20 protein-coding genes and 1 other annotated feature are annotated in these 20,683 nt (G+C 43.8%); all 20 genes read left to right on the top strand.

Annotated features, from left to right (window positions below):
- Positions 1 to 505: 505 nt before the first annotated feature.
- The 20 genes from BU202_RS04940 (at position 506) to rplL (ending at position 20,481) form a co-directional block, all read left to right on the top strand.
- On the top strand, positions 506 to 1,372 hold the full coding sequence (locus BU202_RS04940; protein ID WP_425274622.1) for a metal ABC transporter solute-binding protein, Zn/Mn family: 867 nt from the start codon (positions 506 to 508) through the stop codon (positions 1,370 to 1,372).
- Positions 1,369 to 3,753, top strand: a complete 2,385-nt coding sequence (locus BU202_RS04935; RefSeq protein WP_075104693.1) for a pneumococcal-type histidine triad protein — start codon at positions 1,369 to 1,371, stop codon at positions 3,751 to 3,753. Before BU202_RS04940 ends, BU202_RS04935 begins: the two co-directional genes overlap by 4 nt.
- Before the next feature lie 182 nt (positions 3,754 to 3,935).
- A complete protein-coding gene (locus BU202_RS04930) occupies positions 3,936 to 4,997 on the top strand; it encodes an aminotransferase class I/II-fold pyridoxal phosphate-dependent enzyme (protein ID WP_075104692.1) in 1,062 nt (353 codons plus the stop codon).
- Between the two features lie 91 nt (positions 4,998 to 5,088).
- Complete coding sequence (locus tag BU202_RS04925) at positions 5,089 to 5,841, top strand: DeoR/GlpR family DNA-binding transcription regulator (RefSeq protein WP_208604250.1); 753 nt, start codon at positions 5,089 to 5,091, stop codon at positions 5,839 to 5,841.
- Positions 5,838 to 6,749 (top strand): 1-phosphofructokinase, encoded by a 912-nt coding sequence (gene pfkB, locus BU202_RS04920; protein ID WP_075104691.1) that lies wholly within the window; start codon positions 5,838 to 5,840, stop codon positions 6,747 to 6,749. Before BU202_RS04925 ends, pfkB begins: the two co-directional genes overlap by 4 nt.
- Complete coding sequence (locus tag BU202_RS04915) at positions 6,746 to 8,701, top strand: PTS fructose transporter subunit IIABC (protein WP_075104690.1); 1,956 nt, start codon at positions 6,746 to 6,748, stop codon at positions 8,699 to 8,701. The genes pfkB and BU202_RS04915 overlap by 4 nt, the downstream gene beginning before the upstream one ends.
- A gap of 497 nt (positions 8,702 to 9,198) precedes the next feature.
- Positions 9,199 to 9,573 (top strand): DUF1149 family protein, encoded by a 375-nt coding sequence (locus tag BU202_RS04905; RefSeq protein ID WP_075104688.1) that lies wholly within the window; start codon positions 9,199 to 9,201, stop codon positions 9,571 to 9,573.
- Position 9,574: 1 nt separating this feature from the next.
- On the top strand, positions 9,575 to 10,423 hold the full coding sequence (locus BU202_RS04900) for a DegV family protein (RefSeq protein WP_075104687.1): 849 nt from the start codon (positions 9,575 to 9,577) through the stop codon (positions 10,421 to 10,423).
- Positions 10,424 to 10,432: 9 nt separating this feature from the next.
- Positions 10,433 to 11,200, top strand: a complete 768-nt coding sequence (gene dapB / locus BU202_RS04895) for a 4-hydroxy-tetrahydrodipicolinate reductase (protein ID WP_075104686.1) — start codon at positions 10,433 to 10,435, stop codon at positions 11,198 to 11,200.
- Positions 11,197 to 12,408: a CCA tRNA nucleotidyltransferase gene (locus BU202_RS04890; RefSeq protein ID WP_075104685.1), complete on the top strand. Its 1,212-nt coding sequence runs from the start codon at positions 11,197 to 11,199 to the stop codon at positions 12,406 to 12,408. The genes dapB and BU202_RS04890 overlap by 4 nt, the downstream gene beginning before the upstream one ends.
- Positions 12,401 to 14,272 (top strand): ABC-F family ATP-binding cassette domain-containing protein, encoded by a 1,872-nt coding sequence (locus BU202_RS04885; protein ID WP_075104684.1) that lies wholly within the window; start codon positions 12,401 to 12,403, stop codon positions 14,270 to 14,272. The genes BU202_RS04890 and BU202_RS04885 overlap by 8 nt, the downstream gene beginning before the upstream one ends.
- Before the next feature lie 21 nt (positions 14,273 to 14,293).
- Positions 14,294 to 14,629, top strand: coding sequence for a hypothetical protein (locus BU202_RS04880; protein WP_075104683.1), 336 nt, complete (start codon positions 14,294 to 14,296; stop codon positions 14,627 to 14,629).
- Positions 14,630 to 14,694: 65 nt separating this feature from the next.
- A complete protein-coding gene (locus tag BU202_RS04875) occupies positions 14,695 to 15,654 on the top strand; it encodes an ROK family glucokinase (protein ID WP_075104682.1) in 960 nt (319 codons plus the stop codon).
- Positions 15,655 to 15,762: 108 nt separating this feature from the next.
- On the top strand, positions 15,763 to 16,602 hold the full coding sequence (locus BU202_RS04870) for a thymidylate synthase (protein WP_075104681.1): 840 nt from the start codon (positions 15,763 to 15,765) through the stop codon (positions 16,600 to 16,602).
- 152 nt (positions 16,603 to 16,754) lie between these two features.
- Positions 16,755 to 17,267 (top strand): dihydrofolate reductase, encoded by a 513-nt coding sequence (locus BU202_RS04865; RefSeq protein ID WP_075104680.1) that lies wholly within the window; start codon positions 16,755 to 16,757, stop codon positions 17,265 to 17,267.
- Positions 17,268 to 17,269: 2 nt separating this feature from the next.
- Positions 17,270 to 17,440, top strand: a complete 171-nt coding sequence (locus BU202_RS10370; RefSeq protein WP_089503441.1) for a hypothetical protein — start codon at positions 17,270 to 17,272, stop codon at positions 17,438 to 17,440.
- Between the two features lie 22 nt (positions 17,441 to 17,462).
- Positions 17,463 to 18,692, top strand: coding sequence for an ATP-dependent Clp protease ATP-binding subunit ClpX (gene clpX / locus BU202_RS04860; RefSeq protein WP_075104679.1), 1,230 nt, complete (start codon positions 17,463 to 17,465; stop codon positions 18,690 to 18,692).
- 9 nt (positions 18,693 to 18,701) lie between these two features.
- Positions 18,702 to 19,289 carry a ribosome biogenesis GTP-binding protein YihA/YsxC gene (gene yihA, locus BU202_RS04855; protein ID WP_075104678.1) on the top strand — a complete coding sequence of 196 codons (588 nt, stop codon included), beginning with the start codon at positions 18,702 to 18,704 and terminating at the stop codon, positions 19,287 to 19,289.
- A gap of 83 nt (positions 19,290 to 19,372) precedes the next feature.
- Positions 19,373 to 19,500 (top strand) — a sequence feature (ribosomal protein L10 leader region).
- A 37-nt stretch (positions 19,501 to 19,537) separates the two neighbouring features.
- Positions 19,538 to 20,038 carry a 50S ribosomal protein L10 gene (gene rplJ, locus BU202_RS04850; protein WP_075104677.1) on the top strand — a complete coding sequence of 167 codons (501 nt, stop codon included), beginning with the start codon at positions 19,538 to 19,540 and terminating at the stop codon, positions 20,036 to 20,038.
- 74 nt (positions 20,039 to 20,112) lie between these two features.
- On the top strand, positions 20,113 to 20,481 hold the full coding sequence (gene rplL / locus BU202_RS04845; protein WP_061564003.1) for a 50S ribosomal protein L7/L12: 369 nt from the start codon (positions 20,113 to 20,115) through the stop codon (positions 20,479 to 20,481).
- Positions 20,482 to 20,683: the final 202 nt, after the last annotated feature.

The following is a 20,683-nucleotide window of genomic DNA, read 5'->3' as shown; positions in this document are numbered from 1 at the left end:
GGCTGGGCCCATGCCCAGCCTTTTTTAGCTCCAAAGATTATATCAACAGTCAGGGAAGTGACTGTTGATACCCGAGCCTAGAAATGAGAAAGCGAGGACAGTCAGGGGATTAAAAAATCGAGAGCGAGGATAAACAAGTAGAGTATTGTAACCCGAGCCTAGAAATAGGAAAGCGAGGACAGTCAGGGGATTATTTTAACCCGAGCTTAAAAAATCGAGAGCGAGGACAAGCAAGTAGAGTATTGTAACCCGAGCCTAGAAATAAAGGAGTGAGGCCAATCGATTTCTGTCCCACTCCCTTTTTTCTATTTTTAATAAAATTCTTGACAGAGAAGAAATAGAATGGTATATTATTAACTAGTTTACAAACCGGTTAAGTATTTGACTGGCTTTATTGTTACCTATATAGATAACCAGTTAATAATCAGTAAAGGAGTTATTCATGAAAAGGAATAAGAATATCTTTGGCTTGACCTTGTTGAGCTTCCTTGTCTGTCTAGGACTGATGGGGTGCGGTCAGCAAACAGGACAAAAGGAACAAGGGCTGAAGATTGTCACCAGTTTTTACCCGATCTATTCCATGGTTAAGGAAATTGCAGGAGAAGTCAATGATGTACGGATGATTCAGTCGCGCAATGGCATCCATTCTTTTGAGCCTTCTGCAAACGATGTGGCGGCCATTTATGATGCAGATGTCTTTGTTTATCATTCCAGAACCCTAGAATCTTGGGCGGGAACGCTCGATCCGAATTTGCAAAAATCAACCGTCAAGGTGATTGAAGCCTCACAAGGGATGAGTTTAGATAAGGTAGCAGGGTTAGAGGATATGGAGGCAGGTGAAGGGATTGATGAAAAGACCCTCTACGATCCCCATACTTGGCTCGACCCTGAAAAAGTCGCAGAAGAAGCACACATCATTGCCCAGCAATTATCTGATGTCGATCCAGAGCACAAGGAGCTCTACCAAAAAAATGCGGATAGGCTTAGTCGGGATGCGCAAGCCTTGACCAAGAAATACCAGCCAATTTTTAAACAGGCAGGGCAAAAGACCTTTGTGACCCAGCATACAGCCTTTTCCTATCTGGCAAAGCGATTCGGCTTAGAGCAATTAGGGATTGCAGGGATTTCGCCAGAACAGGAGCCAAGTCCGCGGCAATTGGCTGAAATTGAGGAATTTGTGAAGCGTTACAAGGTACGAACAGTTTTTGTTGAAAGCAATGCCTCTTCAAAGGTAGCTGAAACCCTCGTGACATCCACAGGTGTCGAATTGAAAACCTTGAATCCCCTAGAGGCAGATCCAGAAAATGATCAGTCCTATTTGGAAAATTTAGAAGAAAATATTGCCATATTAGCAAAGGAATTAACAAAATGAAACAAAAATATATCATTGGAAGTGTTGCGGTGCTTGCCCTTAGTCTTTGCAGTTACGAACTAGGACGGCATCAAGCAGCAGAAAAAACAACAAGCAACCGAGTTGCCTATGTGCAGCAAGCTAATACGTCTGCCGAAGAAGAACCAGCAACAGTCGAGGAATTGACACCTGAACAGGTGAGTGCCAAAGAAAATATTTCGGCTGAACAAATTGTCATTAAAATTACCGATCAAGGCTATGTCACCTCTCATGGAGACCATTTCCATTACTATAATGGGAAAGTGCCGTATGATGCCATCATTAGTGAAGAGCTAATCATGAATGATCCAGCTTATCAATTGCAGGAGACGGATATTGTCAACGAAGTAAAAGATGGTTATATCATTAAAGTGAACGGGAGTTATTATCTGTATCTAAAAAATAAGGAAAATCCTACAAATGTGCGAAGCAAAGATGTCATTGCTCAACAGCGACATCAGCATCGTCAAGCGCAAAATAAAGCCAATCGACCAGTGACAGGAGCAGTCGCTACTGCAAAACAACAGGGACGTTATACGACCGATGATGGCTATGTCTTTCATCCGAGTGATATTGTTGAGGATACGGGCGATGCCTATATTGTGCCGCACGGCAATCATTTCCATTATATTCCAAAGAGTGATTTGTCGCCAGATGAATTGCGTGCTGCTCAGGCTTATTGGAATCGTCGGAACCAAGCGAATGGGAATGCTCCTAAAGCTACTCCAAGACCAAATGCACCAATCCATGTCAGTCAGGTTCCTCATTCTCCAGTAGGGCAGCCAGCAAACCCAGCGCGTCCAACTCCAAAACAGCCAGACCGGCCAAGTGGTCCAGCTACGCCGATTGCGCAGCCAGTTCAGCCCGTTGAAGAAGAAATTGTTCGGTTGTTGAAGGAATTGTATGCTCTTCCTTTGAGCCAGCGCTATGTGGAAGAAGATGGTTTGGTATTTGATCCTGTACAGATTACCAATCGTACCGATCGGGGTGTAGTTGTTCCTCATGGAAATCACTATCATTTTATTCCCTATAGCAAGCTATCTGCTCTTGAACAGAAGATTGCTAAGATGATTCCAATTGGTCGTACCTTCCCAGGTCTAACCGATCCCAAGGGGGTAGGGATTGCAAGTCCTCAAAAACCTGCTACACCGACCAAGCCAACCAAACCTACGAAACCTGTTCAACCACCGCATTCAACAACACCAGAGAAACCCATCTCTGACCAACCTAAGCCACCTAGCACAGGACCAACCACAGGGCAAGCTAGCTTGTTAGCACCTAAAAAAGATGTCAGTCCTGCCTATCAAGAGTTTTACCAAGCTGCTTATCAGTTAATCTCATCAGCTGCGCGTGTTTTAGAGGTATCAAAAGCCGAAAAAACAGCCTATGATGGCCTCAATCAATTGATTAAGGAATTAAATGGAGAGCCGACTGACAAAGTAAGGCTAACGCGGGCCATTCTTGCAGAAATTGCGAGCGTTCAATATCCAGAAAGGGTCGGAAAACCAAATTCACAGATTAAATATACCGCTCAAGAACTCCAAGTGGCAAAACGAGCAGGTATGTATACAACATCAGACGGCTATATCTTTGATGCGAAAGATATTATCAGTGATGAGGGAGAAGGCTATCTAGCACCGCACATGGACCACAGCCACTATATTCCAAAGACAGATTTGTCTGAAAAAGAGCAGGAAGAAGCGCGCCGCTATGTCGCAGAAGCTGGTTTAGCAGATAAAAAAGAAGAACCAGCAAGTCCAACGACAGGTGAAAAAGCGATCGATATTTACAATCGGGTAACGGCAGAAAAGCTCATTCCTGTAGAGAAAATGCCCTATCATTCAGCCTATGTGGTAGATTTTAGAAATGGACAGATGATTATTCCTCACTATGACCATTACCACAATATTCCACTTTCTTGGTTTGATAATGGAGATTTTGAAGCGCCAGAAGGCTATACCTTGGAGCAATTCCTTGCGACTGTCAAATACTATGTGCTACACCCTGAAGACCGTCCGCAATCTGACGATGGATTTGGCAGCGCTAGCGACCATGGTAAGGTGTTAGAGGAAGCCCCAGAGGAGAAACCTGCGACATCAGAGACAGAAGAGGAGGACAATACCTCTGAAGCGCCAGAAGAAGTGGACGAGTATAAACTTGCTATGATAAAACTGGCCAAGGAATTTGGTATGAATGCAGATGATTTTGAGAACAAGCTAGTAGCGATTGTTCTGAAATACAGGGTATCGATAGAGAATTTTAGCTATCAGCCTGAACAAAAGACCGTATCTCTAGTCACTAAATCGGGTCGGAACGTCACAATTTCATTGGAAACGATGGCAGAAGTACCCGTAAGTGAATAAAAAGTAAGTATGAGGGTGGACACAGGTTCCAGCCTTTTCTACTTGAAATTAGCCTGCCCTATCTGTCTATTCCCAAGTTTTTTCCATGGGGGATTGATTTTTATTCATTCTGTGATATAATAGTGTATAATTATACAAAATAATAAGTATAATTATAACAAATGACAGAAGGGATGAAATAGATGGTTGAGTTTAGAAGAGAATTAGAGAGTTGGGAACCCTATAAGCTGGAGCGAATTGCGACCTACGATTTGGCAAATAATGAGAACCGTTTTATCGATTGGACCGAATTGTTGCAAGGTCTGAAAGACACGATTCACGTCAGCGATTTGATGTACTATGGTGATAATTGCTACCGTGAGGTGATGGAGAAATACGCTGCCTATATTGGGGTGGATGCTAAAAAGATGACGGCAGGAGTGGGGTCTGACTTTCTCATTCACATGATTGTGACCACATTTCTGGAAAAAGAAGATGTCTTTTTGACGGTGGATCCAGACTTTTTCATGTATCAGTTCTACAATCAACTCCATGATTCTCATTTCGAGGCCTATCCCTTGGAGTGGAAAGAAGGAAGCCTGCACTTGTCGGCTGAAAAGTTCTTGGACTATGCCCAGCAAGTAAAGGCCAAGGTAATCATGCTCTCCAATCCCAACAATCCCTCTTCCGTTGCTTTTGACAAACAGGAGATAGAAAAGATTGTGCAGGGATTTGACGGTTTAGTCATCCTAGACGAAGCCTATATTGAATTTTCAGATTCCCCAAGTTTTGTCCAGTCTGTTGAGACCTACGACAATCTCATCGTTCTTCGGACCCTTTCAAAAGCCTTTGGCCTAGCAGGATTGAGACTAGGATTTGCAGTCGCGTGTGAGCGGTTGATTTATGAGTTGGACAAGGCTATTCCCCCTTTTAGCGTCTCGAATGTCGTTGCGAAAATCGGATCAGCCGCCCTTGATTATCAAGCAAATGTAGCCGCAGTTATCAAGGATATCAATGAGACCAAACAAGACTGTCAAGCCTTTTTGAATGGTCTTGCGCAATGTCATTGTCTGCCAAGTCAGACTAATTTTGTCACCTTTACTTTTCCAGGAGCAGAGCAGTTTTACCATGAGGCGCTTGCCAATCAGTTTGATTTTAAATACTATTCTGACGGCATCCTAGCAGGTTATATCCGCATGACCATTGGCCGACCAGAAGAGATGGAGATGGTGAAAGAATTGATTAGAAAAACAGCTAGTAAATAGCTGTTTTATATTTTTTTGAAAGATTTTGATAGAAAATGATTGACAATGGAAGAAAATCGTGTATAATGATTCTTGTAAACGATTGCAGGAGGTGGAAATCATTCTCAAATCAGAACGTAAACAAGTCATTTTAGACACGATAAAAGAACAGCAATTTGTCCGATTAGAAGACTTGGTCGACTTGCTTCACTCTTCTGAATCAACGGTTAGACGTGATTTGGATGAATTGGAATTAGCAGGGAAACTCCGCCGTGTGCATGGCGGGGCTGAAAGTCTTCCAAATTTACAGGAAGAAGAGTCGATTGTTCAAAAATCTGTCAAAAACGTTCAAGAAAAACGGCAAATCGCTCAAAAAGCAGCCAGCTTTGTAGAGGACGGCGATGTGGTTTTCCTCGATGCAGGAACGACGACGGAGCTGATGATTGATTATTTGTCAGCAGAGAGACTGACCATTGTCACCAATTCGGTTCACCATGCTGTCAAACTGGTGGATAAGGGGCTTTATACCATTATCATCGGTGGTAAGGTCAAGGGCTCAACGGATGCTTCCATTGGGGCAGTTGCTTTGGAGCAGATTCGTCAGCTGCATTTCACGAAAGCCTTTCTTGGCATGAATGGGGTCGATACGAATGACTATACGACGCCAGACGTAGAAGAGGCAGCCATTAAGCGGACGGTATTGCACAATGCGAGTCAGGCGTATGTGCTGGTCGATCCGTCCAAACTCGGTCACATCTCTTTTACAAAAGTAGCAGAAATTAGGCAGGCAGATTTGATTTGTCTAGCTACCGACAGCAATCTGATGACAACTATAAAGAAAAAAACGAGGGTAATTGAAGTATGATTTATACAGTCACCTTAAACCCTGCGATTGACTATATTGTACGTCTCACACATATCGAATCAGGCGCGGTCAATCGTATGGACAGCAGCGATACTTTTGCTGGTGGTAAGGGAATCAATGTCAGCCGGATTTTACAACGGCTTGGTTATGCCAGTACAGCGACCGGCTTTGTCGGTGGATTTACGGGAGAATTTATCAAAGATGGTCTAGTAGCAGAAGCGATTGGCACACAGTTTGTCCAAGTGGACCAAGATACCCGTATCAATGTCAAAATCAAGGCGGACCAAGAAACGGAAATCAACGGTCTAGGTCCAGTCGTGACCGATGAGCAGTTGGCAGAGTTGGAAGATATTTTGTCACATGTAACAGCAGATGATACCGTAGTCTTTGCCGGTTCAGCTCCCGCTAGTTTGGGCAATCAGGTCTATAATCGCTTGATTCCGCTGGCAAAACAAGCAGGTGCAGAAGTGGTCTGCGATTTTGAAGGTCAAACCTTGCTCGATTCCTTGGCACATGAGCCTCTCTTGGTTAAACCAAATAATCATGAACTCGAAGCGATTTTCGGTGTGACGTTTGATTCGCGCGAGGACATCGTGCGTTACGCCAAGGAAATTCTTGTCAAAGGGGCTAAGAATGTCATCGTATCCATGGCGGGAGACGGAGCCCTCCTTGTGACAGGAGAGGCGACCTATTTTGCTAAACCGATTAAGGGAACGGTAAAAAATTCAGTCGGAGCAGGTGATTCCATGGTTGCTGGTTTTACAGGCGAATACACCAAGTCGCACAATCCGATTGAAGCCCTCAAATGGGGAGTGGCTTGCGGTACGGCGACAGCCTTTTCAGATGATTTAGCAAGTATTGATTTTATTCGGGAAATGTATGAAAAAGTGGAGGTAGAAACCCTATGAAAATTCAAGATGTCTTGAAACAGGACGTGATGTTGCTGGATTTACAAGCAACGACAAAAGAAGCTGTGATTGATGAAATGATTACAAGCCTCGCTGAACACGGTGTAATCAGTGATGCTACAGCCTTTAAGACAGGTATTATGAACCGTGAAGCACAGACAACAACAGGTCTGGGTGACGGAATTGCCATGCCTCATAGTAAAAATGCAGCGGTCAAAGAGGCTACGGTTCTCTTTGCAAAATCAAACAAGGGTGTGGACTACGAAAGTTTAGACGGTCAACCAACCGACCTGTTCTTTATGATTGCTGCACCAGAAGGTGCCAATGATACGCACTTGGCTGCTCTTGCGGAATTGTCTAAATACTTGATGAAACCAGGCTTTGCAGACAAGCTCCGTCAGGTTTCCTCACCAGCTGATGTGATTTCAGTCTTTGATGAGGCTGAAGCAGCTGAACAGGCAAGCGCTAGCGTAACAGAGCCTGTAACCCCGTCGGCTGATAAAGACTTCATCGTTGCGGTTACAGCTTGTACGACAGGAATCGCTCATACCTATATGGCAGAAGAAGCGCTTAAAAAACAAGCAGCTGAAATGGGTGTGGACATCAAGGTAGAAACCAACGGTGCATCAGGTGTCGGCAATAAATTGACAGCAGACGACATCAAACGTGCCAAGGGAGTTATCATCGCAGCAGATAAGGCGGTTGAGATGGCCCGTTTCAATGGCAAGCCACTCGTATCTCGTCCCGTTGCTGATGGTATCAAAAAGACAGAAGAACTCATCAATATCGTGGTAAAGGGTGAAGCAAGTCCTTATCAAGCCAAAGAGGGAGCTAATGTGGAAGATGCGGTTGAGACCTTGAGTCTTGGCAAGGCCTTCTACAAGCACTTGATGAGCGGTGTGTCACAAATGTTACCATTTGTCATTGGTGGTGGTATCTTGATTGCCCTTGCCTTTTTGATTGATAATGTTCTAGGTGTGACCCAAGATAGTCTCTCTAGCCTTGGTTCTTACAATGAATTAGCATCGATGTTCATGCAGATTGGTAGCGCAGCCTTCGGCTTCATGTTGCCTCTTCTTGCAGGCTACATTGCTTACTCTATTGCTGAAAAACCAGGTTTGATTGCCGGTTTCGTGGCTGGTGCAATCGCAAAAGACGGTCTTGCCTATGGAAAAATTCCATTTGGTGCAGCGACATCTGAAATTCCAGCAGCTGTATCATCTGGTTTCTTAGGTGCGCTTGTCGGTGGTTTCTTAGCCGGTGCGGTGATTATCGGACTACGAAAAGTCTTAGCACATCTACCAAAATCCCTTGAAGGAATCAAATCAATCCTCCTCTTGCCACTGCTTGGTGCGATGATTACGGGATTTGTGATGTTCTTTGTCAATATCCCAATGGCCGCTATCAATACAGGCATGAATGATTTTCTAAGTGGACTAGAAGGAAGCTCTGCTATTCTCTTGGGACTTGTCCTTGGAGGCATGATGGCAGTGGACATGGGTGGTCCAGTCAATAAGGCAGCCTATGTCTTTGGAACAGGAACGCTTGCAGCGACCGTTGCAAATGGTGGTTCTGTCGCTATGGCAGCGGTTATGGCAGGTGGTATGGTACCTCCTCTTGCAGTCTTTGTTGCGACCCTCTTGTTCAAGGATAAATTCACCAAAGAAGAACGCAATTCAGGCTTGACCAATATTGTCATGGGACTATCCTTCATCACGGAGGGAGCGATTCCATTTGGTGCAGCTGACCCCGCACGTGCCATTCCAAGTTTTGTCGCAGGTTCAGCCCTTACAGGAGCTTTAGTCGGTTTGTCTGGTATCAAGTTAATGGCGCCACACGGTGGAATCTTCGTCATTGCCCTTACCAGCAGTCCGCTCCTTTACCTCGTCTTTGTCCTCATCGGAGCAGTCGTATCAGGAGTCCTATTTGGTGCATTGCGCAAGGCGAAATAAGTCTATAAGGGAGTGAGACAAAAGTCCAACCCTAAATATAAAAGCGAACAAAACTAGTTTTCTGCCCCTCGGAATTCTATCTTGTTCGTTTTTTATGTCTAATTTATTAACTTGAAGAATGGATGATAAAGAATTTTAAAAATCAAAATCTATTTAAACAAGTTCAAAAGCTCTGCTAACTCACCATTTGATTTGCCGATTTTCGCGAGCGGAGCTAGCCTCATCAGATACTTTTCGCTGTGGTAAAAGGAGGGAGAGGGGCAAAAATCGTGATTTCGCAGAAATCGATTATCCTCGCTCCTTTGTTTCTGGGCTCGGGCTAAAATAATCCACTGGATTATTTTACTCCGCAGGAAGTCGCTACCGTCCGCACCACCTAAGAAAAGTAGCACCAAAGAACTTTTTCTTCAATCTGAACCTTATCCTTGATAAGGTTTTTTCTCTCTTTCACAAAAAATATGGTATAATATTCGTATTACCATTTTGAGGAGAATAATATGAACGTAATTCGTGATAAAGCGCTAGTCAATCAGTATCACTTTGATGCCCGCAACAGAGAATGGGAAGAAAAAAATGGGGTACCTACTACTAGATTAACCGTCGATTTTCAATTGATTGAACGAAATACTCAAGAGAATAAAACCTCAATTGTGGTCATCTTGCGTTTTATGATTGTCTTGGATTACTTTGTGATTTCAGGAGCCATGAGCCAAGGTGTGCATATTTTAGAACAGTTGGTCCAAGAAGTTGATGAATTTAGCGAAGAGGACAAACGATTTTTAGTCAATCCGCTCTTGGACATCTTGCAACGTTTAACCTATGAAGTAACAGAAATTGCCCTGGATGCCCCGGGTGTGAATTTGGAGATTTAGAATGAAATTAGCAGTCATTACAGACTCATCAGCTGTGCTACAGGATGCCGCACAAAATGAGCATCTGTTTGTATTAACGATTCCTGTCACGATTGGCAATACGACCTATATCGAGGGAAAAGATTTAAGTGTTGAAGAATTTTACCAGAAAATGGCAGCAGAAGCAGAGTTGCCAAAGACCAGCCAGCCAAGCCTGTCAGAGCTAGAAGAAACGCTAGCTCGTTTACAAAAAGAAGGCTATACGCATGTGATTGGACTTTTCTTGTCGTCTGGTATTTCTGGCTTTTATCAAAATATCCAGTATCTCAAGGATGAATTTGACGGGATGACCGTTGCCTTTCCGGATAGCAAGATTACTTCAGCGCCTCTTGGTATGATGGTGGAGACAATCTTTAAACGTTATGAAGCTGGTGTGCCGTTTGAGGAAATCTTGGATAAGCTAGAACAAGAGATTGCAGGGACTAAAGCCTTTATCATGGTTGATGATCTGGATCATTTGGTCAAGGGAGGGCGTCTTTCCAATGGAGCTGCGCTCTTAGGAAACTTGCTTAGTATCAAGCCGATGTTGTACTTTACAGACGAAGGTAAGATTGAGGTCTATGAGAAGGTTCGTACCGAGAAAAAAGCAGTCAAACGTTTATTAGAAATCTTGCAAGAAGAGACCAAGAATGGCTCTTATCAGATTGCCGTGATTCATGCCAATGCACCACAAAAAGCGGAAGAATTTAAAGAATTATTACAGGAAAATGGTATCGATTGGCACTTGCCGATTGTATCCTTTGGCTCGGTCATTGGTACGCACTTGGGTGAAGGGGCGATTGCCTTTGGTATTTCACCGATTATTGACTAGGAGTAGTGGATGACAATTCAAGTAATTATCGCAGGTTTTAAGGGAAGAATGGGCTCGACTGCCCTCAACATGGTCAAAGAGGACAAGAACTTGGCGCTTGCTGCCTTGCTTGATCCGTTTGCGACAGAAACAGAGATTGACGGTGTGCCTGTTTTTACCTCAAAAGAAGAATTGATTGGTTTTTCAGCGGATGTTTGGGTCGACTTTACAACGCCAGCCTTCGCCTATGAACATACCAAGTTCGCTTTGGAAAATGGCTTTGCACCTGTTGTGGGAACAACAGGCTTTACCCCAGAAGAAATCGAAGAATTGATTGCCTTGTCTGCCGAGAAGAAAATCGGAGGCTTGATTGCCCCAAACTTTGCCATTGGAGCCATTTTACTCATGCAATTTGCAGCACAGGCAGCCAAGTATTTCCCAAATCTAGAAATCATTGAGCTTCATCATGACAAGAAAAAAGATGCGCCGAGCGGAACAGCGATTAAGACAGCAGAGTTGATTTCGCAGGTTCGAGCGCGTCAGCAGCAGGGTCTAGCAGATGAGGAAGAGTTGATTGCAGGTGCACGTGGTGCAGACTTTGACGGCATGCGGATTCACTCGGTTCGTTTACCCGGCTTAGTTGCGCATCAAGAAGTCATTTTCGGAGCGCAGGGTGAGGGCTTGACCATTCGCCATGATTCGTATGACCGCAGCTCCTTTATGGGCGGTGTGAATTTAGGAATAAAAGAAGTAGTCAAACGAGAACATCTCGTTTATGGTTTGGAACAGTTATTATGAGATTACACAATCTGCCTTCTGAATTTCAGGAGGCTTTGCCGATTTTAGAGAAAATAAAACAAGCAGGCTTTGAGGCGTATTTTGTCGGAGGTTCGGTGCGAGATGCGATTTTAGGACGGCCCATTCACGATGTAGACATTGCCTCATCAAGTTATCCAGAAGAGACAAAGGCCATTTTTCCACGCACGATTGACGTGGGAATTGAGCATGGGACCGTATTGGTCTTAGAAGACCATGGCGAGTATGAAATCACGACTTTTCGGACAGAGGATGTCTATGTCGACTACCGTCGTCCAAGTCAGGTGGCTTTTGTGCGCTCTTTGGAAGAGGACCTGAAACGCCGTGATTTTACGGTCAATGCCTTTGCCTTGGATGAAGAAGCCCGGATTATTGATAAGTTTGACGGCTTGCGGGATTTAGAAACCAAGACCCTGCGGGCAGTCGGCACTGCGACCGAGCGTTTTAACGAAGACGCTTTGCGGATTATGCGTGGTTTCCGATTTGCGGCAAGCCTTGAGTTTAGCATCGAAGAAGCGACATTTGAGGCCATGAAAGAAACGGCTCCGCTCTTAGAGAAGATTTCAGTTGAACGCATTTTCATCGAATTTGATAAACTTTTACTAGCAAAAGGCTGGCGCAGGGGAATGGAAGCCTTAATTGCTTCAAAAGCCTACGATTATCTGCCTGATCTGAAGAGGAAAGAGGAGCAGTTAACAGCCTTTCTTGCGTCTCTTACAGAAGATTTTGTCTTTCAGACATCTGAACAGGCTTGGGCCATGCTCATCGTTTATCTGGAGATGAAAGATGCCAAATCTTTCCTTAAGCACTGGAAAACCAGCAATGATTTTCAGCGGACGGTGATAAAGCTAGTAGAGATTTACCACTTGCGCAAGCAACATTCTGTGACCAAGCAGACCTGCTATCGTTACGGTAAGGAGTTGCTCTATCTAGTGGAAGAGGTGAGACAGGCTCAAGGACTGGCTGTTGAGTACGGACTGATTGATGCGATTGATGAGGCTTTGACCATTCATGATAAGCACGAAATTGTGGTCAAAGGAGGAGATGTCATGGCAGCCTTTCAATTGAAGCCAGGACCGCTTCTTGGACGCTTGTTAAATGCGGTCGAAGCTGCGATTGTCGAGGGAGATTTGGTCAATGAGGTTGCGCCAATCATGGCCTTTCTAAAGGAGAAGATAGAGAATGAGTGATTTTATCGTTGAAAAATTATCCAAGTCGGTGGGAGACAAGACCGTCTTTTCAGATATCTCCTTTATCATTCATCCCTACGACCGCATCGGGATTATCGGAGTCAATGGAACGGGGAAAACAACGCTACTGGATGTTTTGTCTGGTCAGCTAGGCTTTGACGGCGATGTCTCGCCTTTTCGGACGAAAAATGACTATAAGATGGCCTATTTGACCCAAGAACCTGAGTTTGAGGATGATCAGACGATTTTAGATACGGTTTTGTCATCAGATTTGCGGGAAATTCAGCTCATTCGCCAGTATGAACACCTCGTTGCAGATTATAGCGAGGAAAACCAAGCAAGATTAGAGAAAATCATGGCAGAAATGGATGCGCTAAATGCTTGGGAAATTGAGCATCAGATTAAGACTGTTTTGTCAAAACTTGGCTTGAACGATACCAACCAACGTGTGGGAGACTTGTCAGGTGGCTTACGACGCCGGGTGCAGTTGGCACAAGTCCTATTAGGAGATGATGATTTGTTGCTTCTTGATGAGCCGACCAACCACCTCGATATTGAGACGATTGAGTGGCTGACGACTTTCTTGAAACAGGCTAAAAAGACAGTCCTTTTCATTACCCATGACCGTTATTTCTTGGATAATGTGGCAACCCGTATTTTTGAACTAGACCGTGCTAGCCTAACCGAGTATCAAGGGAATTATCAGGACTATGTCCGCTTGAAAGCAGAGCAGGACGAGCGTGATGCAGCTTTGCGCCATAAAAAAGAGCAGTTGTATAAGCAGGAATTGGACTGGATGCGCAGGCAGCCACAGGCTCGGGCGACCAAGCAACAGGCGCGGATTAATCGCTTCCATGATTTGAAATCGGACTTGGCTCACAAGAATGATGACAGCAATCTGGAAATCAATTTTGAAACCAGCCGTATCGGAAAAAAAGTCATCGAGTTCAAGCAGGTGGATTTTGCCTATCCGACTAAGACGATTTTAAGCAACTTTGATTTGTTGGTTCAAAACAAAGATAGAATCGGGATTGTCGGTGACAACGGAAGAGGCAAGTCTACGCTCCTCAATCTGATTGCAGGTCAAATACAGCCTACAGGCGGTCAATTGATTGTAGGAGAGACCATTCGTGTCGGCTATTTCTCCCAGCAAATTCAAGGATTGGATGAAAATAAGCGGGTCATCAACTTCCTTCAAGAAGTAGCAGAAGAAGCCGAAACCAGCTCGGGTATGGTCTCGATTGCAGAACTCTTGGAGCAGTTTCTCTTTCCACGCAACACCCACGGCACACAAATTCAAAAGCTATCGGGCGGTGAGAAAAAACGGCTCTACCTCTTGAAAATCTTGTTAGAACGACCGAATGTCTTATTACTTGACGAGCCGACCAATGACCTTGACATTGCGACCTTGACCGTCTTGGAGCATTTTCTCCAAGGCTTTGCAGGTCCTGTCATCACGGTCAGCCACGATCGTTATTTCTTAGATAAGGTCGCAACCAAAATCTTAGCCTTTGAAGAGGAGGGCGTTCGGACCTTCTTTGGAAATTATACGGATTATCTGGATGAAAAAGCCTTTCTAGCTTCTGCGGCAGCAACTGCAACGACTTCTGCCAAAGAAAAGCAGGAAAAGGTGCGTGACAAACAAAAACGCATGTCCTACTTTGAAAAGCAGGAATGGGCGACCATTGAAGAGGATATTGCTACTCTAGAAGAAAGCATAGCAGAAATCGAGGCAGCCATGCAGACCTGCGGTAGTGATTTTACACGACTATCAGACTTGCAAAAGGAATTAGATGCGCAAAACGAAGCCCTGCTTGAAAAATACGAACGCTATGAGTACCTCAGCGAATTGAGTGAAGGCTAGCGTGATAGGAGACAAGTTGATATGAAAATCATCATGATAGCCTATATGGGGATTTATCTGATTGTGACTTTGCTAGCTGCAGCTTACAGCTATTTCAAGACCAAGCGGATGAACCGCCTCTGCCTTTTTCTGACCCTAGGAGCTTGTTTGCTTTTGCTTGTGACCTTGATTTCCTACAGTCAAGGCTACGATCCCTTGCAAATGGTAGGATTTGCTCTAGGATTCACCCTGATTTCCAGCCTCTTTCTTTACAATGGGACGAGAGAAGGGGCACAGTTTGTCTACACCTTCTTGTTTAGCGCAGGTCGTTTTCTACTTCATTTACAATTTTTGATTTTGCTATATATTTTTCGGTAAAATGTAGTGCAAACCTTTGCAATGTGATATAATAAGGCGAAGAATTATTTTATAAGGAGTATCTTATGGCAAAGAAAATTATTGGTATTGACCTTGGTGGCACCTCTGTGAAATTTGCGATTTTGACAGATCAAGGCGATATTCAAGAAAAATGGTCCATTAAGACCAATATTTTGGACGAAGGTAGCCATATCGTGCCAGACATCATCGACAGTATCCAACATCATTTTGAGACACACCAGTTGATAAAAGATGATTTCCTAGGTATCGGTATGGGCTCTCCAGGTGTAGTCGATAGCAAGGCAGGAACGGTTATCGGAGCTTACAACCTTAACTGGAAGACCTTACAGCCGATTAAAGAACAGGTTGAATCAGCGATTGGCTTGCCATTTTTCATCGACAATGATGCCAACGTAGCAGCCCTAGGTGAGCAGTGGGTTGGCGCAGGAAGCAACAATCCTGACGTTGTCTTTATGACCCTTGGAACAGGTGTCGGTGGCGGTGTGATTGCAGACGGCAACCTCATTCACGGTTTTGGTGGTGCAGGTGGCGAACTTGGTCACATCACGGTTGACTTTGAAGACCCAATTGCTTGTACCTGTGGTAAAAAAGGCTGTTTGGAAACCGTTGCGTCAGCGACTGGAATTGTCAACTTGACTCGCCGCTATGCGGATACCTACGCAGGCGATGCAGAATTGAAAAAACGCATTGACGATGGTCAAGATGTGACTGCAAAAGATGTCTTTGATCTTGCAAAAGAAGGAGATGACCTTGCCCTTATTGTCTACCGCAATTTCTGCCGTTACTTGGGGACAGCGTGTGCCAATATCGCAGCAGTTTTGAACCCTGCCTACATCGTCCTTGGTGGTGGTGTTTCAGCAGCAGGTGATTTCTTGCTAGAAGGGGTCAATGAAGTCTACCTTCAAAATTCCTTCCCACAAATTGCCCAAACGACCAAACTTGCCTTAGCGACTCTGGGAAATGATGCAGGTGTCCTTGGTGCCGCATCGCTTGTCTTGAAATAGAGATTAAAGAAAACGAATAGGAGGTTGGGATTTTGTCCCTGCCTCTTTTTCTATCCACCGAGATACTAGAAAAAGGACAAAACGTTAGAGAAGTGATATACTAGATTCATGACAAAAGCAGATATCATTTTTAAAGAAAATATCCAAAAAATCATGAACGAAGGTGTCTTTTCAGAAAATGCTCGCCCTCGTTATAAGGACGGAAACGTCGCCAATTCCAAGTACATTACAGGCTCTTTTGCCGAGTATGACTTATCAAAGGGCGAGTTTCCCATTACCACCCTGCGTCCGATTCCCATCAAGTCAGCCATTAAGGAAGTCTGCTGGATTTACCAAGACCAGACCAACGATTTGAACGTCTTAAACGAAAAATATGGCGTGACCTACTGGAACGACTGGGAAGTGGGAGAAACAGGAACGATTGGGAAGCGCTACGGTGCGGTGGTCAAAAAACACCAGATTATCGACAAAATTCTCCAGCAACTAGCGGACAATCCATGGAACCGTCGCAATATCATCTCGCTCTGGGATTATGAGGCTTTTGAGGAGACAGAAGGTCTCTTGCCTTGTGCCTTTCAGACCATGTTTGATGTCAGACGCGTAGATGGTGAGATATATCTGGATGCGACCCTGACCCAGCGCAGCAATGACATGCTGGTTGCTCATCACATCAATGCCATGCAGTATGTGGCACTGCAGATGATGATTGCCAAGCACTTTGGCTGGAAGGTTGGGAAGTTCTTCTATTTTATTAACAACCTGCACATCTATGACAACCAATTTGAACAGGCAAACGAATTACTCAACCGCACTCCGAGTGATTGCCAGCCACGTTTGATTTTGAATGTACCAGACGGAACCAATTTCTATGACATCAAGCCAGAAGATTTTGAATTAGTGGACTATGATCCAGTGAAACCACAACTGAAGTTTGATTTAGCGATTTAATGGGGAATACCAATTAATGGGGAATACCAACAATAGAATAGTAAGTTATGAATACAGGTTCTAAATCAGGGTACTAGGTCATGCCTAGTCTCTGCATTTTTTGTCGAATTTTGATAGAATATAGTCAAGTTAAAATAAAAAAGGAAGAGGCAATGACAAAGAAGATTTCAGCCATTTGGGCACAGGATGAACAAGGTTTGATTGGTAAAGAAGGAGGTCTTCCTTGGTCATTGAAAGCTGATTTAGAGCATTTTAAGCAGACGACAACCGGTCATGCCATGGTCATGGGGCGTATCACCTTTGACGGTATGGGCAAGCGCGCTCTTCCAAACCGTATCTCGATTATCCTGACGCACGATGTGGATTATCAAGTCGAGCATGAACGTGTCCTCGTGATGCATAGCGTTGAAGAGGTGTTGGACTGGTATGAGAAACAGGACAAAAATCTTTACGTGATTGGCGGAGGACAGATTTTCACAGCTTTTGAAGCCTATACAGATGAGCTTGTAAAGACGGATATTCATGCTGGCTTTGAAGGAGATACTTATTTTCCAACGACCTTTGATTGGTCTGTATTTGAGGAAGTCGGCGCGACACGATACGAGCGAGATGCAGAAAATCCAGTTGATTTCACCGTGAGAATATTTGAAAGAAAAGAGAACTAATCATGCAGAAAAGTTTATTTGGTTTATTTACTGCGATTTTATGCGGTATCTGTGTGCTTTGCTCCATTCAGGCTTTCCAAAAAAAGCGGTACGGGCTAGCCACCCTCTTTCTCTTAAATGCAGTGACCAATTTAGTGAATAGTATTCATGCCTTTTATGGCGTATTATTTTAGATAGGGATAGGATAGAAAAAGAATGCCAAAACATCATCACCAAGTAGAGCTTATTTACTGCTCATTTTGTGGAAAGAATCAAGAAGAAGTAAAGAAAATCATCGCAGGAAATAATGTCTTTATCTGCAATGAATGTGTGGAGTTAGCCCAAGAAATTATTCGTGAGGAATTGGCAGAAGAAGTCTTGACAGACCTAGCTGACACACCAAAACCGCAAGAGTTGCTTACCATTTTGAACCACTATGTCATCGGACAAGACCGTGCCAAACGTGCCTTGGCAGTAGCGGTTTACAACCATTACAAACGGATTAATTTCCAAGATAGCCGCGAAGAAAATGATGTGGATTTACAAAAATCAAACATCCTTATGATTGGCCCGACTGGTTCTGGTAAGACCTTTCTGGCTCAGACCTTGGCTAAGAGTTTAAATGTTCCATTTGCCATTGCGGACGCGACAGCCTTGACGGAAGCAGGTTATGTGGGAGAAGATGTTGAAAATATCCTCTTAAAACTACTTCAGGCAGCTGATTTTAATATTGACCGTGCAGAGCGCGGCATCATCTACGTCGATGAAATTGATAAAATCGCGAAAAAAGGCGAAAATGTCTCCATTACGCGTGATGTTTCAGGAGAAGGGGTGCAGCAGGCTCTACTAAAAATCATTGAGGGAACGGTAGCTAGTGTACCACCACAGGGTGGTCGCAAGCATCCGCAACAGGAAATGATTCAACTCGATACGAAAAATATCCTCTTTATCGTAGGAGGAGCCTTTGATGGGATTGAAGAAATTGTCAAACAGCGGATGGGAGAAAAAATCATCGGTTTTGGTCACAATAACCGTGCCATTGATGAGAAAGAATCCTATATGCAGCACATCATCGCAGACGATATTCAAAAATTTGGTATTATTCCAGAGTTGATTGGGCGTTTACCTGTCTTTGCAGCCCTTGACCAGTTGACGACAGAAGACTTGATTCGCATTTTGACAGAACCGAAAAATGCTCTTGTCAAGCAGTATCAAACCCTGCTTTCTTACGACGGCGTAGAATTGGATTTTGATCAGGAAGCGCTTGAAGAAATCGCCAAACGGGCAATTGAGCGCAAGACAGGAGCACGCGGATTGCGCTCCATCATTGAAGAAACCATGCTCGATGTCATGTTTGAAGTACCGAGCCAAGATGAAGTGAAGCGCGTGCGGATTACCAAGGAAGCAGTAGATGGCAAGGCACAACCAATCTTAGAGACGGCATAAGGAGAGCAGATGGAAATCAATACAAACAATGCAACAATCCTTTTAAGTGCGGTTTCAAAGGCCCAATATCCTCAAGATGACATGCCAGAAATTGCGCTGGCTGGACGATCCAATGTTGGGAAATCTTCTTTCATCAACACCCTACTTGGACGGAAAAACCTTGCGCGGACTTCCAGCAAGCCCGGTAAGACCCAGCAGTTAAATTTCTATAATATTGACGATAAGATTCGCTTTGTCGATGTGCCTGGGTATGGCTATGCCAAGGTCTCAAAGACGGAGCGGGCCAAATGGGGCAAGATGATTGAAGAATACCTGACCAGCCGTGAAAATCTTCGGGCCGTTGTGAGTTTGGTCGATATGCGCCATGAACCGTCTGCTGACGATGTTCAAATGTACGAGTTCTTAAAATATTATGACATTCCCGTTATCGTTGTGGCGACAAAGGCAGACAAGATTCCACGAGGCAAGTGGAACAAGCACGAATCCATGATTAAGAAAAAATTGGACTTTGATAAAAACGACCAGTTTGTCGTCTTTTCATCTGAAACCAGACATGGATTTGATCAGGCTTGGGACAGTATTTTGAGTGAAATTTAGAAAAATGTAGCGAGACATCTACATTTTTTCTTATTTTTGAGTAAAAACTCTTGCAAATCAAAAGAAAGTATGATAGTATGAATAAGGTTTGAAAAAACTGACCTAAGACAGTAGGGGAGTTCAACTCATAAACATCCTACCGAGGCACAAAACGGATAGAAACGTATTTGTACTTTCGTGTCTAGGTTTGGCGCGTTTTTTTATTGAAACAAGCTCGAACCCAAAATAATAACGGAGGTAAAACACTAATGAGTGAAGCTATTATCGCTAAAAAAGCAGAATTAGTTGATCAAGTTGCTGAAAAGATGAAAGCTGCAGCATCTATCGTAGTTGTGGATGCGCGTGGTTTGACTGTTGAGCAAGATACTGTTCTTCGTCGTGATCTTCGTGGAAGCGAAGTTGAGTACAAAGTGATTAAAAACTCAATCTTGCGTCGTGCAGCTGAAAAAGCTGGTCTTGAAGAACTTGCATCAATTTTTGTTGGACCATCTGCGATCGCATTTTCAAACGAAGATGTTATTGCACCAGCAAAAATCTTGAACGACTTTGCTAAAACTGCTGAAGCCCTTGAAATCAAAGGTGGTGCAATCGAAGGTAAAGTTTCTTCAAAAGAAGAAATCCAAGCTCTTGCGGCATTGCCAAACAGAGAAGGTATGCTTTCTATGCTCTTATCTGTACTTCAAGCGCCAGTTCGCAACGTTGCATACGCTGTCAAAGCTGTTGCAGAAAGCAAAGAAGAAGCTGCTTAAGGCAGCAACAAGTAGCCTAGTGCTACAACCATCTATTATTTATTAAAAAACAAAACTATTTGGAGGAAATTACAATGGCATTGAACATTGAAAACATTATTGCTGAAATTAAAGAAGCTTCAATCCTTGAGCTTAACGATCTTGTAAAAGCGATCGAAGAAGAATTTGGTGTAACTGCGGCTGCTCCTGTAGCGGTTGCTGCAGCTGGTGCTGCTGACGCTGGTGCTGCTAAAGATTCATTCGACGTTGAATTGACATCTGCTGGCGACAAAAAAGTTGGCGTTATCAAAGTTGTACGTGAAATCACAGGTCTTGGTCTTAAAGAAGCAAAAGAACTTGTTGATGGAGCACCTGCAGTGGTTAAAGAAGGCGTTGCAACTGCAGAAGCTGAAGAAATCAAAGCTAAATTGGAAGAAGCTGGAGCTTCAGTTACTCTTAAATAATCTATTTAAAGTAAATAATAAAAACCGAGGATTCCTCGGTTTTTTGTGTGCCATAATTTTATGGTCAAAATCTGGAAAATAGGGCACTTTGTCAATTGTAGTGGGTGACATATAACTAAACACGAGAGGAGACGAACTTGGTCTTCTCTTTTTTGATGTTCAAAGCGAGGAAAATGCGTTTTTTAAAGTTGTCAAAGTTCCT

It is taken from the genome of Streptococcus cuniculi, from assembly GCF_001921845.1.
Classification (GTDB): Bacteria; Bacillota; Bacilli; order Lactobacillales; family Streptococcaceae; genus Streptococcus; species Streptococcus cuniculi.
Note: the sequence above shows the minus strand (reverse complement) of the source record. Positions and strands in the feature narration are given on the sequence as shown.

Excerpts from the sequence above, each read along its gene's own strand:
- yihA (WP_075104678.1), top strand. The coding sequence starts at position 18,702 with ATGGAAATCAATACAAACAATGCAACAATCCTTTTAAGTGCGGTTTCA.
- BU202_RS10370 (WP_089503441.1), top strand. The coding sequence starts at position 17,270 with ATGCAGAAAAGTTTATTTGGTTTATTTACTGCGATTTTATGCGGTATC.
- pfkB (WP_075104691.1), top strand. The coding sequence starts at position 5,838 with ATGATTTATACAGTCACCTTAAACCCTGCGATTGACTATATTGTACGT.
- rplJ (WP_075104677.1), top strand. The coding sequence starts at position 19,538 with ATGAGTGAAGCTATTATCGCTAAAAAAGCAGAATTAGTTGATCAAGTT.
- rplL (WP_061564003.1), top strand. The coding sequence starts at position 20,113 with ATGGCATTGAACATTGAAAACATTATTGCTGAAATTAAAGAAGCTTCA.
- BU202_RS04940 (WP_425274622.1), top strand. The coding sequence starts at position 506 with ATGGGGTGCGGTCAGCAAACAGGACAAAAGGAACAAGGGCTGAAGATT.
- BU202_RS04915 (WP_075104690.1), top strand. The coding sequence starts at position 6,746 with ATGAAAATTCAAGATGTCTTGAAACAGGACGTGATGTTGCTGGATTTA.
- BU202_RS04890 (WP_075104685.1), top strand. The coding sequence starts at position 11,197 with ATGAGATTACACAATCTGCCTTCTGAATTTCAGGAGGCTTTGCCGATT.
- BU202_RS04875 (WP_075104682.1), top strand. The coding sequence starts at position 14,695 with ATGGCAAAGAAAATTATTGGTATTGACCTTGGTGGCACCTCTGTGAAA.
- BU202_RS04870 (WP_075104681.1), top strand. The coding sequence starts at position 15,763 with ATGACAAAAGCAGATATCATTTTTAAAGAAAATATCCAAAAAATCATG.
- BU202_RS04880 (WP_075104683.1), top strand. The coding sequence starts at position 14,294 with ATGAAAATCATCATGATAGCCTATATGGGGATTTATCTGATTGTGACT.
- BU202_RS04865 (WP_075104680.1), top strand. The coding sequence starts at position 16,755 with ATGACAAAGAAGATTTCAGCCATTTGGGCACAGGATGAACAAGGTTTG.
- BU202_RS04885 (WP_075104684.1), top strand. The coding sequence starts at position 12,401 with ATGAGTGATTTTATCGTTGAAAAATTATCCAAGTCGGTGGGAGACAAG.
- BU202_RS04930 (WP_075104692.1), top strand. The coding sequence starts at position 3,936 with ATGGTTGAGTTTAGAAGAGAATTAGAGAGTTGGGAACCCTATAAGCTG.
- clpX (WP_075104679.1), top strand. The coding sequence starts at position 17,463 with ATGCCAAAACATCATCACCAAGTAGAGCTTATTTACTGCTCATTTTGT.
- BU202_RS04935 (WP_075104693.1), top strand. The coding sequence starts at position 1,369 with ATGAAACAAAAATATATCATTGGAAGTGTTGCGGTGCTTGCCCTTAGT.
- BU202_RS04905 (WP_075104688.1), top strand. The coding sequence starts at position 9,199 with ATGAACGTAATTCGTGATAAAGCGCTAGTCAATCAGTATCACTTTGAT.
- BU202_RS04900 (WP_075104687.1), top strand. The coding sequence starts at position 9,575 with ATGAAATTAGCAGTCATTACAGACTCATCAGCTGTGCTACAGGATGCC.
- dapB (WP_075104686.1), top strand. The coding sequence starts at position 10,433 with ATGACAATTCAAGTAATTATCGCAGGTTTTAAGGGAAGAATGGGCTCG.